The sequence below is a fragment of the Bifidobacterium apis genome (assembly GCF_036986835.1).
GTDB classification, from domain to species: Bacteria; Actinomycetota; Actinomycetes; order Actinomycetales; family Bifidobacteriaceae; genus Bombiscardovia; species Bombiscardovia apis_A.
Genome location: NZ_BTXD01000001.1, coordinates 925,032 through 937,870, shown reverse-complemented (window position 1 = coordinate 937,870; position 12,839 = coordinate 925,032). Strand labels below are relative to the sequence as shown.

Sequence of the window (12,839 nt, the reverse complement as noted above, 5' to 3'; positions counted from 1 at the left end):
CTCCTCGTTCGTTCCTCGTTTGCCAGGTTAGGGCTACCTATGATTATCTTAGAAGATGGTCTACCTCATCCCAGCGCCGGGACTGCTGACCGCCCTCCTCCTGGCCCTGATTGACATCCGCTCCCGGCGAGTCCCCCGTCTTCTGGTGCTCTTGGGACTGGTGCTGCAGACCGTGACCCTGCTGGTCTTTTCACTAATCCAGGCCAGGCCGATAATGCTCGCGCAGTGCCTGTTGCTGACTCTGGCCTCTGCAGGCCTTCAGTTTCTGCTGGCCCTGGTCCGACCCGGCGCGCTGGGACTGGGCGACGTGACCGCTACGGGTCTGGTCGCCCTGAGTCTATCAGTTCTGGGGTGGACAGCCATCCTCATCTGGTGGCTGATGATGGGCCTGCTGGGGCTGGTTGCACTCGCTCTGGTCTGGTTGGCTCGTCGCCGTAGACCCGACAGAACGAACAACCCTCTCTCACTGGCCTACGTCCCGGTCATCCTCGCCGCAGCGGTGGTGACCCTGATCATTGATGCCATCTAGGACCGGCAACTGAGTTCCAGGGAAAAGGCACTACTGGCTCTGCTGGTTGTGCTTGGACTCCCAAGCCTTGTACTCCTTGACATCGCGGTTGAACTGATCAGGGTTGTCGCTGAACCTGGTCTCTCCCGTGTCCATGTTGACGGTCACGAAATAGAGCCAGTCGCCCGACTCAGGGTGCATGACCGCCTGGATGGCCTCGTCCCCAGGGCTACCGATGGGGCCTGGTGGCAGACCTTGGTGGATCCTGGTGTTGTAGGGGTCGTTGGCATTCTTCAGCATGGCGTCGGTAAGCTTCAAGGCCGAGACATTGTTGGAGTAGGCCACGGTGCTGTCCATGCCCAGGGGCATTCCCTTGGCCAATCGGTTTTCGATGACCCTGGCCACCTTGCTGTAGTATTCCGACTTGTTGACCTCGGCCTCGGTGATGGAGGCCGTGTTCAGTATGGTCTGCCGGTCCTGGCCTCCGGGAACGCCCAACTGGTCCAGATGCTCGATCCGCTTGGAGACCAGGTTGCCCAGGATGGCCTTGGCCGACCCGGCCTTGCGCACGTCGTACTCGCCAGGCTGCAACCAACCCTCAAAGTTACCATGCGCCTCCTGGGGCAGGATGTCCTCGCCCTTGGCCTGGATCAGAGCGTCGAATTCGCTCTGCGGAACCCCGGAAAGCTGAGCGGCCCGGGCAACCACATCGCGGACCCGCTCGCCGGCCCTCACCTGCAGGAAGCCTCCGGCCTTGTTCCGGTCGGTCAGAATGGCCACCACGTCAGATGCCTTCATGCGCAGACGCAAATCGAAGGTACCGGGCAGGAGCCTGGATTCGGACTGGGTGCTGGTGATGGCATGCAGGAAGGCGGCAGTGGACTTGACCACCCCGGCTTTGACCAGATTGGCACCCACCTGATCAGCCCCCTCGCCGCTCTCGACAGTAAACTCCAGGGGCTGACCGCCCGGGCCTGGATAGTCGGGGGCGACCTCCTTGGTGGCTACGATCCGGGGGGCGCCATGGCGCAGCCCGCCCACCAGAATCGCCACGCAGGAGGTGGCCAGCACGACCGCAAGGGCGATGATGACGATCATGATCTGCTTGCGATGCTTGCGTCTTTCGCGCCGACGGCGCATCTCACGACGCGAACGAGGAGGACGCGGCGGCATGGCGGAAACCGGGGTCTGCCCATCGGCAACCCACTGGACCTTGTCCTGGAAGAATTCCTGCATGTCGTCGGCCAATTAGCACTCCTTGTCGGCACGTTGGTCGTCCAGGGCCGACTGCAACAGCACAACAGCGGACTGCTGATCGACCACGGGACGATGTCTTCGCCCGTCCACGCGGGCATCGTAGAGCTGACGATGGGCGCTGACGGTCGTCAGTCGTTCGTCTCGCAATACTACACTGGGCAGCTGCGCAGGGGCAACGCCAGAATCTTGCGCAGCCTCCTGCAGGCGTCCGGTCAGGGCGCGCACCCAGCGGGCCGCCTTTTTGGCGCTGCGACCAGCCTGGCCGCTCAGGAGCAGGGGGTGTCCGACTACGACCTTGGACACACATTTATCCATAATCAGGTCTTCCACCTGGTCCAGGGCCTGAAAGTAGTCGCCCTGAACCCTGATGTTGCCAGCGGGAAAGGCCAGGGTCAGCTCCGGGTCCGACAGGGCCAGACCCACCCTGGCTTCACCAAGATCCACCCCCAGCCACACGGCTGTCTGTGATCCCACGAGGAGCTCAGCCTTTTTGAACCTGATCACTCAGGGCTCTCAAGGCCCGATCGATGGTCGAAGCGTCCTGGCCGCCGCCCTGGGCGAAGTCAGGCTTGCCACCGCCGCCGCCTCCCAGGACCTTGGAGGCCGTCCTGACCAAGTCGCCGGCCCTGAGACCGCGGTCACGGGCCGCCTGGTTGGTGGCCACGAAGATGACTGGCTTGTCGTCCTCGCTGACTCCGGCCAGAGCAACTACTACCGGGTATTCATCGCCCATGCGGGCCCTGGTGTCGGTCACCGCCTTGCGTAGGGCATCGACCGAGCCGAAATGTCCCATATTCCGGGATGCAACCTTGACCTCACCCGGGGCATGCAGCGCCTGGTTGGCCAGCTCGGGCACAGCCTGCTCCATCTGCCTCTCATAAGTGGCCGCCAGTCGGCGGTCGGACTCCTTGAGCTTGGCCAGCAGGGCCGAGATCCTGGACTCGAGCTCGTCGGGGCGGGCATTGAGCTTGTCGGAGAGCTGGGAGACCAGGGCGTGCTCACGGGCGTTGTACTCGTAGGCTCCCTGGCCCACCACGGCATCAACACGACGAACGCCGGTGCCTACCGAAGCCTCGGACATGATGGAGACCGCACCGATCTTGCCCACGTGGTCCACATGAGTTCCCCCGCACAGCTCCCGGCTCCAGCCGTCCTCGCCAATGGAGACCACACGGACCACATCGCCGTACTTCTCTCCAAACAGGTGCATGGCACCCAGGGCGATGGCGTCATCGTACTTCATCTCCTGAGCGGTCACAGCAAGGTTGTCACGCAGACGGTCGTTGACACGGGATTCCACCGCTTCCATGGCCTGACGGCTGGGGGCCTGCGACCACTGGAAATCAAAGCGCAGCCTGTTGGGTGCATCCTCGGAGCCGCGCTGCGTGGCCTGGGGGCCGAGTTCCTCGCGCAGGGCCTTGTGGACCATGTGCGTGGCGGTGTGCGAGCGGGCAATGGCCCCGCGCCGGTTCCTGTCGATGGTGGCTGTGACCTTGGCCTGCAGGGTCAGCGTTCCCTCAGTCAGCCGGCAACGGTGGATGGTCAGCCCCTTGATGGGCTTCTGTACGTCATCCACCTCAAGGACGGCCCCATCATCGGTCAGTATCTCCCCCTGGTCGGCCAGCTGGCCACCGGCCTCGGCGTAGAAGGGCGTGCGGTCCAGAATCACCTCAACCTGGGCAGGCGCCTTGACGGCCGGAACCGCTCCCTTGCCCTCCTGGATGATTCCCAGGACGGTCGAACGGCTGGAGAAGTCGGTGTAGCCCAGGAAGACCTGGGGCTCGTCCAGACTCTTGCGCATATCGTCGTAGACGCTTAGGTCCACGTTGTGCCGCTTCTTCATGGCATCGGCGCGGGCCCTGGACTTCTGCTCGTTCATGAGCTTTCGGAACTCATCCTGATCCACCTTGACACCCTGCTCGGCGGCCATCTCGAGGGTCAGTTCGATGGGGAACCCATAAGTGTCATGCAGGGTGAAGGCATCCTTGCCGGAGACCTCGGGATCGCCCTTGCCTTTCTTGGCCTTCTTGACGGCCGTGTCCAGGATGGTGGTCCCCTTGTCCAGGGTCCGGCGGAAGGCCAGCTCCTCACCATAGGCAGCTTCGGCAACATCAGAGAAGGTGTCGTTGAGCTCAGGGTAGCTGGGAGCCATGGCCTCCTTGGAAACCGGGAAGAGCTGGGGCAGAACCTCCTGGTCCACGCCCAGCATCTTCATGGAGCGGATGGTCCGGCGCAGCAGACGGCGCAGCACGTAGCCGCGGCCGACGTTGCTGGGGCGAACTCCGTCGCTCATGATCATCAGGGCCGAGCGGACGTGGTCGGCCACCACACGGAAGCGCACGTCATCCTGGGCATCGTCGCCGTAATGTCGGCCAGACAGGACCTCTGCGGCCTGGATGACGGGATAGACCTCGTCGGTCTCATAGATGTTCTGCTTGCCCTGGAGCAGGTAGGCCAGGCGCTCCAGTCCGGCGCCGGTGTCGATGTTCTTGTGCTCAAGCTCGCCCACGATGTGCAGGTCCGTCTTGGAGCGGACGTTGTCCACCTCATAGTTCTCGAAGACCAGATCCCAGATCTCGATATACCGGTTCTCGTCGGCCGAGGGGCCGCCCTCCTTGCCGTAGGCAGGGCCGCGATCCACGTAGATCTCGGAGCAGGGACCGCCGGGACCGGGGCCGCCGGTGGTCCAGAAGTTGTCCTCCATGCCCAGGATCTCCATGTGTTCGGGGTCGAAGCCCTCGTTCTTCCACAGGGAGCGGGCCTCGTCATCGTCGGTGTAGGTGGTGACCCAGATCGTTTCGGGGTCGAAGCCGTAGCCGCCCTGGTCCTGGGACTTGGTCAGCAGGTCCCAGGCATAGTGGATGGCCTCCTCCTTGAAGTAGTCCCCGAAGGAGAAGTTGCCCAGCATCTGGAAGAAGGTGCCGTGACGGGTGGTCTTGCCCACCTCGTCGATGTCCAGGGTGCGCACGCACTTCTGGTTGCTGGCCATCCGGCTCTTGGGCGGGGTCTGTTCCCCCAGCAGGTAGGGGATGAAGGGGACCATGCCGGCGATGGTGAAGAGCGTGGTGGGATTGGGCGAGATCAGGGAGGCGGAGGGAACCACCAGATGATCCTTGTCCTGGAAATAATCGAGGAAACGCTTGGCGATTTCCGATGTGCGCATGCTGCTTCTGCTCCTTCAGACCCGGTGAACGCCGACTGGATTACGGGTTGTCCAAATGACTCGGTTGTCCGGGGCGCGGACAGGTTGCTCGCACTCCGGACTGATAGCTGAATATGGTGATTTTACACCGACCAGGCGCATCTGTCCTGGCCTGTCCGCCCCAGGCTCAGCCCTGGAAACGGTCCAGATAGCGGCGGTCCAGCTCGTCCTGCCGCTGATGCATTGTCTGGGTGAACTGGCGCACCAGACCGGACAGGGTCCTGGAAGCCACCTGGTCCTGATCCTCGCCCAGCACGAATTCCCTTGCACGCTTGGGGGTATTGGCCCTCACATAGGCTTCGGCCTTGGTCACCAGGACCACGCCTGCCGTGACGCCCAGCCCCATCCAGAAGATCCGTTTGAACATCAGCGGGTCCTCCCCTCGTTCCCCTGGCCATCATTGGCTCTTTTGGCTGCTACGGGCTTGGATTCGGCGCTATTGCTGCCTCCTGAGAGGAATGACGAGATCGTCTTGCGCAGGGCATAGAGGAAGGCTGCCACCTTGATGACCGGCTTGCCCAGCATTGATCCATACAGGTCGGTCAGGGCGCCGACGTTGCCTGCCGTGGTCGAAGCCGCTGCGGAGATGCGATTGACGTCGGTCAGGGTCTGGTTGAGCTGGGTGACCGTGCTGGCGGACTCGTCCAGGGTGGGCACGACATGGTCGCCTGCCTGCTTGATGGTCTGCGCCAGCTGATCGAAGAGCTTCCCCAGACGAATCAGGGGATAGATCAGAAACCCCGCCAGGATAGCGAAGGCAATGGCCGCTATCAGGCCGGCAATCTGTCCTACGTCCATCTGCTACCTCTCTTCCATTGGTACGATACTGGGGACAACGCTAGCACGCGCTGTCTATCAGTCCAGGCCATGACCGGCCTGTTGAAGCCGGTTCATTGATTGAAGGACCGGACCTCGAGGGCCCGCTCAAAGGGAGCATCCGTATCGAAGTCGAATATGGTGACGCTTCCGTTGCTCGGGCGGCTGCTGGTGTCGTAACGGCCGCCGCCGAAACGGTTGACCAGACTGAGCAGGGTGTTGCCGTGCGAAATCAGCAGGACGCAATCCTCGTTCTTCAGATGCGGATCGGCTGCAATCAGGGCGAACCCGCCGGCAATACGCGTCCAGTACTCGCTGTCGGACTCCGCATCCCCAAAGGGGTCGGCCTCCTTGAGGAAGTCCCTGGTGGCGGCCAGACCGAACTGGTCCACAATCTGCTGGTAGGTGCCTGCTCCATGAGGCGCGCCTGCAGCCCACCAGGCCATGGCCATGTCCTGCCCCTCGAAATAACCGTAGAACTGCTCACGAAAGTGGCTGTCGCTGACCGGCTCGGGCTTGTTCTCCGACTGGTTCTGGTCCAGGATCCTGCGGACGGTCTCCTGGGCGCGTGTGGTGTCCGAGCAGTATGCGGCCGCGAAACTCACCTTGCTCAATTTACGACCCGCACGGTCGGCATCCTCCAGCCCCGATGAAGTCAAGGGCGAGTTGGACCAGCCCTGGAGACGGTTGTAACGATTGAAATAGGTCTGCCCATGGCGGACGGCATACAGATGGAACAACATGCCCCTATTATCGCACCCATTACCCCAGCAGGGGCGGCAGATCCTGACATGCAAAGGGCCCCGGACGAACCGGGGCCCCAAAGTTCCTAGTGCTCAGCGAGCGTAGAACTCGACCACGTACTGGATGTTGATCTGAACCGGGATCTCCTCCGGCTCGGGCTTGCGGACCAGGCTGGCCTTCAGTGAAGCCAGGTCCACGTCCAGGTAGCCGGGGACTGCGGGCAACACATCCCGGTGGACACCTTCAGCAGCGATCTGGAAGGGCACCATGGTCTGGCTCTTGGGCTTGACCTGAATGGTCTGGCCGGGCTTGACCCTGTAGGAGGGACGGTCCACGATGTTGCCGTCGACCAGGATGTGGCGGTGAACCACGTACTGACGGGCCTGGGCGGTTGTACGGGCGATGCCGGCGCGCAGGACCAGGTTGTCCAGGCGGCACTCCAGCTCGCGAAGCATGGCGGCACCGGTCTGGCCGGACTCGTGGGTGCCCCGCTCATAGGCGGCACGCAGCTGCTTCTCGGAAACACCGTACTGGGCGCGCAGCCTCTGCTTCTCACGCAGACGGACGGCGTAGTCGGACTCGGTGCGACGGCGGCTGCGGCCGTGCTCGCCGGGGCCATAGGGGCGCTTCTCGAACAGGCGCTGGGCCTTGGGAGTCAGGGCGATGCCCAGAGCGCGGGACAGGCGGACCTGGCGACGCGCACGCTGAATGTTAGTCATTGATGCAATCCTTACTTGCTTCTGTCGTTATCTGAACGAAGACGGCCGGAACCGTCGAGTCAGGCCTCTCCAATGCTTCACCGTGCCAAGCACGAACGACCTTGCGGCCGCCGACCCATTGATGGGCTGAGACTCCAGATAGGTCCGCGCACAAATGCGCAAACCAAGTGTTTATTAAACCACATGTGCCCGACCGACGGCAGAGCGTATGTTGTGATATATTCATACCAACGGTCGGTATGATATTGGGTCAAGACTGGCAGACTGCCAAACCAATCAACAACGACTCATCATCATCTACCTGAAAGGAAAACGGCCATGGCCCGCAACGCACATCCTGAGCTGACGCAGGAACGAATCATCAAAGCCGCCACGGAGCTCTTCACCCGCCAGGGCTACGACAAAACCAGTATGCAGGACATCATTGATGCGACCGGAGGCTTGAGCAAGGGGGCCGTCTACCACCACTTTCGATCCAAGGAGGACCTCTTCGACGCCGTTTCCGACAGGTTGATGAACACCATGAGCGAGACGACCAGCAAGAACCATACCCGGTCGAAGCAAGGCACGGCTTTGAACCATTTGCAGTCACTCTTCTCTCCCAAGCGAGCGCAAAAGAGACTGGAGGCCGCGAATTTGATGTTCCGCGAATTCAACCCAAAAGCCAATCCCAAGATGATCGGCATGGAATTCACCGCCTTAGTAGATGAGCGGGACGACTTTGTCGACCTCTTGAAGCAGGGCAATCAGGACGGCTCAATGCACGTGGACCACGTCGAACAAGCCGCGGAGATCCTCCGCCTACTGGCCAACATGTGGCTGCTGCCCTTCTTTCGCCGGGGCACGCAGACGGAGCTGCGCGCCAGAGCCGCCTGTTTCTTCTCGATCATGCAAAGCTTGGGCATCCCCCTGCAAGATCAGGGATTCTCGGACCTTCTGGCATCCTTCGGCACCGACGCCAAAAGCAACGACCATGAGAAGACTGAAAGCGAAGTCGCGATATGAACCCGCCCGCTCACGACCAAGCTTCAAGTAGAGACCGCTCCAAGGGCAGAGGGCTGCTGACACTGCCCTTCATTGCTCTTCTGACGACTGAGATTCTTTCCAATCTGGGGCAAACATGTTTGGTCTTCGCCCTGCCGCTTCACCTGCTCAACATCTCAGGATCGGCATCCCTCTATGGCATGGCATCCGCTCTGGCCGTCCTTCCATCCATACTCCTGACCCCTCTGGGCGGAGCTCTGGCCGACCGGCTGCACAAGCAGTCCACCATGGCGGTTCTGGACATCCTGTCAGCATTGACCGCCTTCTTATATATCCTGATCAGCCACAAGATCGATCCGGTTTTTTTGACCGTGACCTGCATGATGCTGTTTAATGCCTACAGAGCCTGCTACAGCCCAACGGTGCAGGCAGCCCTTCACCGCCTGGTAGACAGAAAAGACCTGACCCGTGCATCAGCCCTGGTTTCCCAGGCGATCTCCCTGGTAGGAATGATCGGACCAGTATTGGCCGGCATGGTCATGGGATTCTTCGGAATCATGCAAGTGGTCGGGGTTGCCGCCCTGGTCTGTCTTCTCTCTGCCGCCTGGATCAGGATCGCCGTCAGGATTCCCGAGCCGACGCAGGGCTCCCCCCAAGGACCAAGAGCACTGATGGGCCACCTGGTCGCGGACACCAAAGCAGCTGCACAATTCCTCGTCGGACATAGCAACCTCAAAGTGGTCATAGGACTCAGCCTGGCGGCCAACCTGATCTTTGCCTCCTACATCAACGTGGCCCTGCCATATATGGTCACTCGCACGCTGGGTCTGAGCAATGCCATGCAGGGGCTGGCCGAAGGAATACTGGCCTGCGGAAGCCTACTTGGAGCCATCTTGGTGTCCATCCGTCCGGGCTGGTTCTATCTGCAACGGATACCCATACTGCTCTCGGGTAGTGCCCTGGTTCTCCTACCCATTGCGGCAGGACTGCTTTTGCATTTGCCTACATATGCCCTCTTCGCCCTGGTAACCGGGTGCATGGCTCTGGCTGCGGGAATAGTGCAGACGGTCAACATCACTTCCCTGTCCTATGAGCAGATTCATACCCCTTCAATGCTGATAGGCAAGGTGATAGGGCTGACCAACAGTCTATGCATGTGCGCGATTCCGCTGGGGCAGGCCGCTTTCGGCCCGCTGATCGACCACTGCCCCATGACCCTGATTATCACTGGAGTGGTCATTGTGACACTGCTGACATGCCTGGTAGCCAGGCTGGCCATGAAACCGGATACTGATTAAATGCCACCACAGCGCTTTTCTTTTGTGATCAGGGGATCCATCGCTTAGCAGCATATATACGGAAGTATCTCGGGAGGGCTGACAGACCTCACTTTGCTGGAGGCACTGTCTTGCATATCTTCTGAGTGAAGGCTTGGCGGCGTTCAGGCGTATCAACCTTCGAGTCGATGCGGCCCAGAATGCTGGCTCCAGTGAATTTGATACCGCAGAATTTTAGGATGGAGTACTTCCATCGGGTCACAGTGGAACCATACATCTTGGAGACGAAGGCCGGGCCATGGCTGCTGCTGATGATTTGTGCGGTCTTGCCCTTGAGCAGCCCCTCCGATTTGAGGCTGCTCTCATACCGATAGGCAAATTGTGGCGTGAGTACCCTATCCACCCAGCCCTTGAGGATGGCCGGCTCACCCGCCCACCAAATGGGGAAAACAAAGACCAGATGATCGGCTCGGGCGACCATACCTTGATAACGCTTGGGGGCTGATTCGTCCTCCATGTGCTTGGCGTAGCCGTAGCGAAGCACCGGGTCAAAGTCTTCCTGGCTGAGGTCGATCATTTCGACCTTGTGACCCTTGCGCCGGGCGGCTTGTGCATAAGCCTGGGCGTTGGCATGGCTAAAACTACCGCCATAGGGTGATCCTTGAATAACAAGTATGTTCATATCAGTTACTTCTTCAGTTATGCCGCATTTGGTTTTAGCTCTATTATCCAAAATAGTTTTATATTCGATAGATTACCGTAAGCAAAACCGCTGACAGAAAGATGATATGAATGCAGGAAAGCTACCCGATCATACTGGGGTCGGAGCTGACAGGAGCGACCAGGGTGGCCCCGGTGCGTGTCAGGCGGGAGACCATGAGACCGACACAGGCATAGGCCAGAGCGAACAGGAAAACCACGGTCAGCGGAAGACCCCAGGAGACCAAACCTGCTGCGCTCGAATCCATGATTGATTGGACTGCAGTGTTGTACCACCAGCCCGGCGTCAGTTTGCCGATAGTCTGCATAATCGGAGACAGGGGGCCGCCGGAACTTGACCCGGAGGTGAACATAACCACCAGGCCGAAGGTGACCCCGACGGAGTTTATGAGCGAAGAAGAAGAGTTGAACTGAGAAAGCATGAATCCAAAGGATGCCGCAGATACAGCGAATACCAGCATGACAAAGAAGCTCAGTAGCACCCTCTCCCAGCCAAGTGAAGCCAGGGACACCCCCGATGCCGCCATACTGAAGGCAACAAGTGCCACGTAGTATGCCCAGGAGAAGCCTGCCACAATGAGGGCTGCAGTGAGTTCCTGTCCATTCAGGCTGGTTGATTGCATTGGAGAGGCAAGCAGGCGTCGATGTCGGTCAGGAGAACTGAAAGCTCCGAAGAGCGTGGCAACACAGACCGTCAATGCCGTCATCAGGGGAAAAGCAGCCAGGCCGACTGTCGTAGCGAAGCCTTTCAACAGGGCTCCATGGCCATCAGTCTTCGGGCTGGCATGGATGCCCACATGTGGCTGGTTGCCGGCATAGTGGGCCACTGCATAGGCAGCCGCATCCTTGACCGCTGCAGATGAATGCAGCTCCAGCGAACCGTTTTGGCCCAGACCCGTAAGCAAGGCAGTACGAAGAGCATCAAAATAACTGTCCACCTGCAATTGTGCCAGACTGCCACGGCTGGAATTATAGGAGGCAGCCGTTTCGACTTTAGGAAAATCAGACGTCTTACCGCCGCTGTGAGCTTGGGCAGCAGTGTCTTCAAGCGCCTCAAGGAACCGTTGGCCATATCCCTTAGGAATGATGACAGTTAAATCACTTTTGCCGGATACGTTGGCATCCTGCAGAGCTTGAGGTTTATCGTCGACTGTCTCCAGATGGGCCGACTTGCCCAAATATTTCTTCAGACCCTGGCCCAGCTCGCAACCAACCTGATTACCGCAATCCCTGTTGATGACGACCACCTTCGCACGTGCGGGTTCAAAGCGACCAACCGAGCTTGAGGCATTGGCACGCACCGCGGCCTGCATATTCGCGGAACCGACGACAACCATGATCAGGCTCATGCCCACCAGGTACAGGAGCAGGTAGAACTTATGCGCCCAGATGACGCGCAGTGCTGTTTTACAAGTATTCATACCGTTGTTTCCTTAGAAGCAGACCACAGGTTGTCAGGAAGAGGGCGGCCATAATGGCCACGATGCCGCAGGTGCGGGCGAAGGGTGCCAGGCTGTCGTAGTAGACGATGTCGTAGAAGAGGTTGGAGACCTGCTTGACAGGGTTGAGTAGGTGAAGGATAGGAGCATGCTCCTGGATGGCGTTGTTGAGGTCCATGGTCATGCTGCCGTAGAGGCCGATAAAGGCACTCAGGGTGCAATCGATGCCTATGACCAGGCCAACCTTTGTTTCGGTGGGGAGTTTGGGAATCGCGCCCATCATAGAGCCGAAAGCGGTGGCCATAAAGGTGCCCACGGCGATGGCTATGAGGGCTATCGGGTCACGACCACCGTTTTGCACGCCGCAGACTGTGCGGACGAAGATGTAGGCGACCAGGAGGCTGACTGCGGAGACGAGCCAGGAGGCCAGGAAGGCGCCAGCTGCCTGCCTCCACTTGGGGCTGGGCGAGCTGGCCTGTCGGGCTCCCAGGGCTGAAAGGTTGGGCTGAGTCCTGGCAATCATCTCGGCTGCGGTGCTGGCTCCGATAAGGCAGGCCATAGCAAGCACAGCGAAGAAGTAGGGCGCGGTCATAGAAGGATGGATGTGCGTCAGGCGGATTTGCTTGGTGTAGGTCTGTCCGCCAGATTGCAGCAGAATTTGGTTGCTTGGTGGGGCAATGGCAATGGCTGCCCTTGCGGAGTTGGCCTGGTTGAAGCTGCCCAGAGAAGCGGACAGAATGGAGACCGCTATGCCTTCGGAGGCGGTTGCATCGGATTGGATGCTGGCGGCTTCGCGGTCGGACAGGACCATGTTGACCAGTCCGTCAGAATTCGCGTACAGGTAGCCGATATCCTTCCGGCTATCCAGACGCGTATTTGCTTCGTCCCGGGAAGCTACTGTCGTCGGGATAAGCAGCTGAGTGTCCTTGGATCCAGCCTTGGGTTTCTTCGATAGTGAGGAAACCAACTCGTCAGCACCTGGGCTGGCTTTCCAGTTAGCGTCCGAGACTATGGCGAAGTGCTGTGCCTCGGCGGTGTAACTGTCTTGCAGGTTGCCCATGATTCCGAGCATCAGAGCGGCCAGAATGACCGGGAAGGCCAGGACCCAGAAGAGGGAGGAGGTGTTGCGTATCGAGGTCTTGACGTTGATCAGGAATGAGTTCCACATAGATA

The 12,839-nt window shown here is 59.9% G+C and carries 13 protein-coding genes; 3 read left to right on the top strand and 10 right to left on the bottom strand.

All coding sequences use genetic code 11. From position 1 onward, the window contains the following. The first annotated feature begins 55 nt into the window (after positions 1–55). A complete protein-coding gene (locus AACP62_RS03880; RefSeq protein ID WP_339346459.1) occupies positions 56–529 on the top strand; it encodes a peptidase A24 in 474 nt (157 codons plus the stop codon). A 30-nt stretch (positions 530–559) separates the two neighbouring features. Here AACP62_RS03880 and mltG read toward each other — a convergent pair whose 3' ends face one another. From mltG to rpsD, 7 genes are all read right to left on the bottom strand, one after another. Beyond that, positions 560–1,756, bottom strand: coding sequence for an endolytic transglycosylase MltG (gene mltG / locus AACP62_RS03875; protein WP_339346457.1), 1,197 nt, complete (start codon positions 1,754–1,756; stop codon positions 560–562). Then, positions 1,757–2,239 (bottom strand): Holliday junction resolvase RuvX, encoded by a 483-nt coding sequence (gene ruvX / locus AACP62_RS03870; protein ID WP_339346455.1) that lies wholly within the window; start codon positions 2,237–2,239, stop codon positions 1,757–1,759. Between the two features lie 7 nt (positions 2,240–2,246). Beyond that, positions 2,247–4,928 carry an alanine--tRNA ligase gene (gene alaS / locus AACP62_RS03865; RefSeq protein WP_339346453.1) on the bottom strand — a complete coding sequence of 894 codons (2,682 nt, stop codon included), beginning with the start codon at positions 4,926–4,928 and terminating at the stop codon, positions 2,247–2,249. Positions 4,929–5,094: 166 nt separating this feature from the next. Then, complete coding sequence (locus AACP62_RS03860; protein WP_024627396.1) at positions 5,095–5,334, bottom strand: hypothetical protein; 240 nt, start codon at positions 5,332–5,334, stop codon at positions 5,095–5,097. Then, positions 5,334–5,765: a DUF948 domain-containing protein gene (locus AACP62_RS03855; protein ID WP_339346450.1), complete on the bottom strand. Its 432-nt coding sequence runs from the start codon at positions 5,763–5,765 to the stop codon at positions 5,334–5,336. The genes AACP62_RS03860 and AACP62_RS03855 overlap by 1 nt, the downstream gene beginning before the upstream one ends. Before the next feature lie 92 nt (positions 5,766–5,857). Then, positions 5,858–6,526, bottom strand: coding sequence for a histidine phosphatase family protein (locus tag AACP62_RS03850; RefSeq protein ID WP_339346448.1), 669 nt, complete (start codon positions 6,524–6,526; stop codon positions 5,858–5,860). Positions 6,527–6,619: 93 nt separating this feature from the next. Further along, the gene (rpsD, locus tag AACP62_RS03845; protein ID WP_015021916.1) at positions 6,620–7,246 is read right to left on the bottom strand and encodes a 30S ribosomal protein S4; all 627 of its coding nucleotides are present in this window, start codon (positions 7,244–7,246) and stop codon (positions 6,620–6,622) included. Positions 7,247–7,564: 318 nt separating this feature from the next. Here rpsD and AACP62_RS03840 point away from each other — a divergent pair, with 318 nt between their 5' ends. Together AACP62_RS03840 and AACP62_RS03835 are read left to right on the top strand one after the other, a co-directional pair. Beyond that, positions 7,565–8,251 carry a TetR/AcrR family transcriptional regulator gene (locus AACP62_RS03840; RefSeq protein WP_339346443.1) on the top strand — a complete coding sequence of 229 codons (687 nt, stop codon included), beginning with the start codon at positions 7,565–7,567 and terminating at the stop codon, positions 8,249–8,251. Continuing rightward, the gene (locus AACP62_RS03835; RefSeq protein WP_339346441.1) at positions 8,248–9,528 is read left to right on the top strand and encodes an MFS transporter; all 1,281 of its coding nucleotides are present in this window, start codon (positions 8,248–8,250) and stop codon (positions 9,526–9,528) included. The genes AACP62_RS03840 and AACP62_RS03835 overlap by 4 nt, the downstream gene beginning before the upstream one ends. Positions 9,529–9,616: 88 nt before the next feature. On the opposite strand, the gene AACP62_RS03830 is transcribed toward AACP62_RS03835, so the two are convergent. The 3 genes from AACP62_RS03830 to AACP62_RS03820 all read right to left on the bottom strand — a co-directional run bounded on the left by AACP62_RS03830 (position 9,617) and on the right by AACP62_RS03820 (position 12,834). Further along, positions 9,617–10,240 (bottom strand): NAD(P)H-dependent oxidoreductase, encoded by a 624-nt coding sequence (locus AACP62_RS03830; RefSeq protein WP_339346439.1) that lies wholly within the window; start codon positions 10,238–10,240, stop codon positions 9,617–9,619. Between the two features lie 70 nt (positions 10,241–10,310). Continuing rightward, entirely contained in the window at positions 10,311–11,648 is a 1,338-nt protein-coding gene (locus AACP62_RS03825; RefSeq protein WP_339346437.1) for an ABC transporter permease, read from the bottom strand. After that, positions 11,635–12,834 carry an ABC transporter permease gene (locus AACP62_RS03820; protein WP_339346435.1) on the bottom strand — a complete coding sequence of 400 codons (1,200 nt, stop codon included), beginning with the start codon at positions 12,832–12,834 and terminating at the stop codon, positions 11,635–11,637. The genes AACP62_RS03825 and AACP62_RS03820 overlap by 14 nt, the downstream gene beginning before the upstream one ends. Between the last annotated feature and the right edge of the window lie 5 nt (positions 12,835–12,839).

Excerpts from the sequence above, each read along its gene's own strand:
- AACP62_RS03880 (WP_339346459.1), top strand. The coding sequence starts at position 56 with ATGGTCTACCTCATCCCAGCGCCGGGACTGCTGACCGCCCTCCTCCTG.
- alaS (WP_339346453.1), bottom strand. The coding sequence starts at position 4,928 with ATGCGCACATCGGAAATCGCCAAGCGTTTCCTCGATTATTTCCAGGAC.
- AACP62_RS03860 (WP_024627396.1), bottom strand. The coding sequence starts at position 5,334 with ATGTTCAAACGGATCTTCTGGATGGGGCTGGGCGTCACGGCAGGCGTG.
- AACP62_RS03855 (WP_339346450.1), bottom strand. The coding sequence starts at position 5,765 with ATGGACGTAGGACAGATTGCCGGCCTGATAGCGGCCATTGCCTTCGCT.
- AACP62_RS03850 (WP_339346448.1), bottom strand. The coding sequence starts at position 6,526 with ATGTTGTTCCATCTGTATGCCGTCCGCCATGGGCAGACCTATTTCAAT.
- rpsD (WP_015021916.1), bottom strand. The coding sequence starts at position 7,246 with ATGACTAACATTCAGCGTGCGCGTCGCCAGGTCCGCCTGTCCCGCGCT.
- AACP62_RS03840 (WP_339346443.1), top strand. The coding sequence starts at position 7,565 with ATGGCCCGCAACGCACATCCTGAGCTGACGCAGGAACGAATCATCAAA.
- AACP62_RS03835 (WP_339346441.1), top strand. The coding sequence starts at position 8,248 with ATGAACCCGCCCGCTCACGACCAAGCTTCAAGTAGAGACCGCTCCAAG.
- AACP62_RS03825 (WP_339346437.1), bottom strand. The coding sequence starts at position 11,648 with ATGAATACTTGTAAAACAGCACTGCGCGTCATCTGGGCGCATAAGTTC.
- AACP62_RS03820 (WP_339346435.1), bottom strand. The coding sequence starts at position 12,834 with ATGTGGAACTCATTCCTGATCAACGTCAAGACCTCGATACGCAACACC.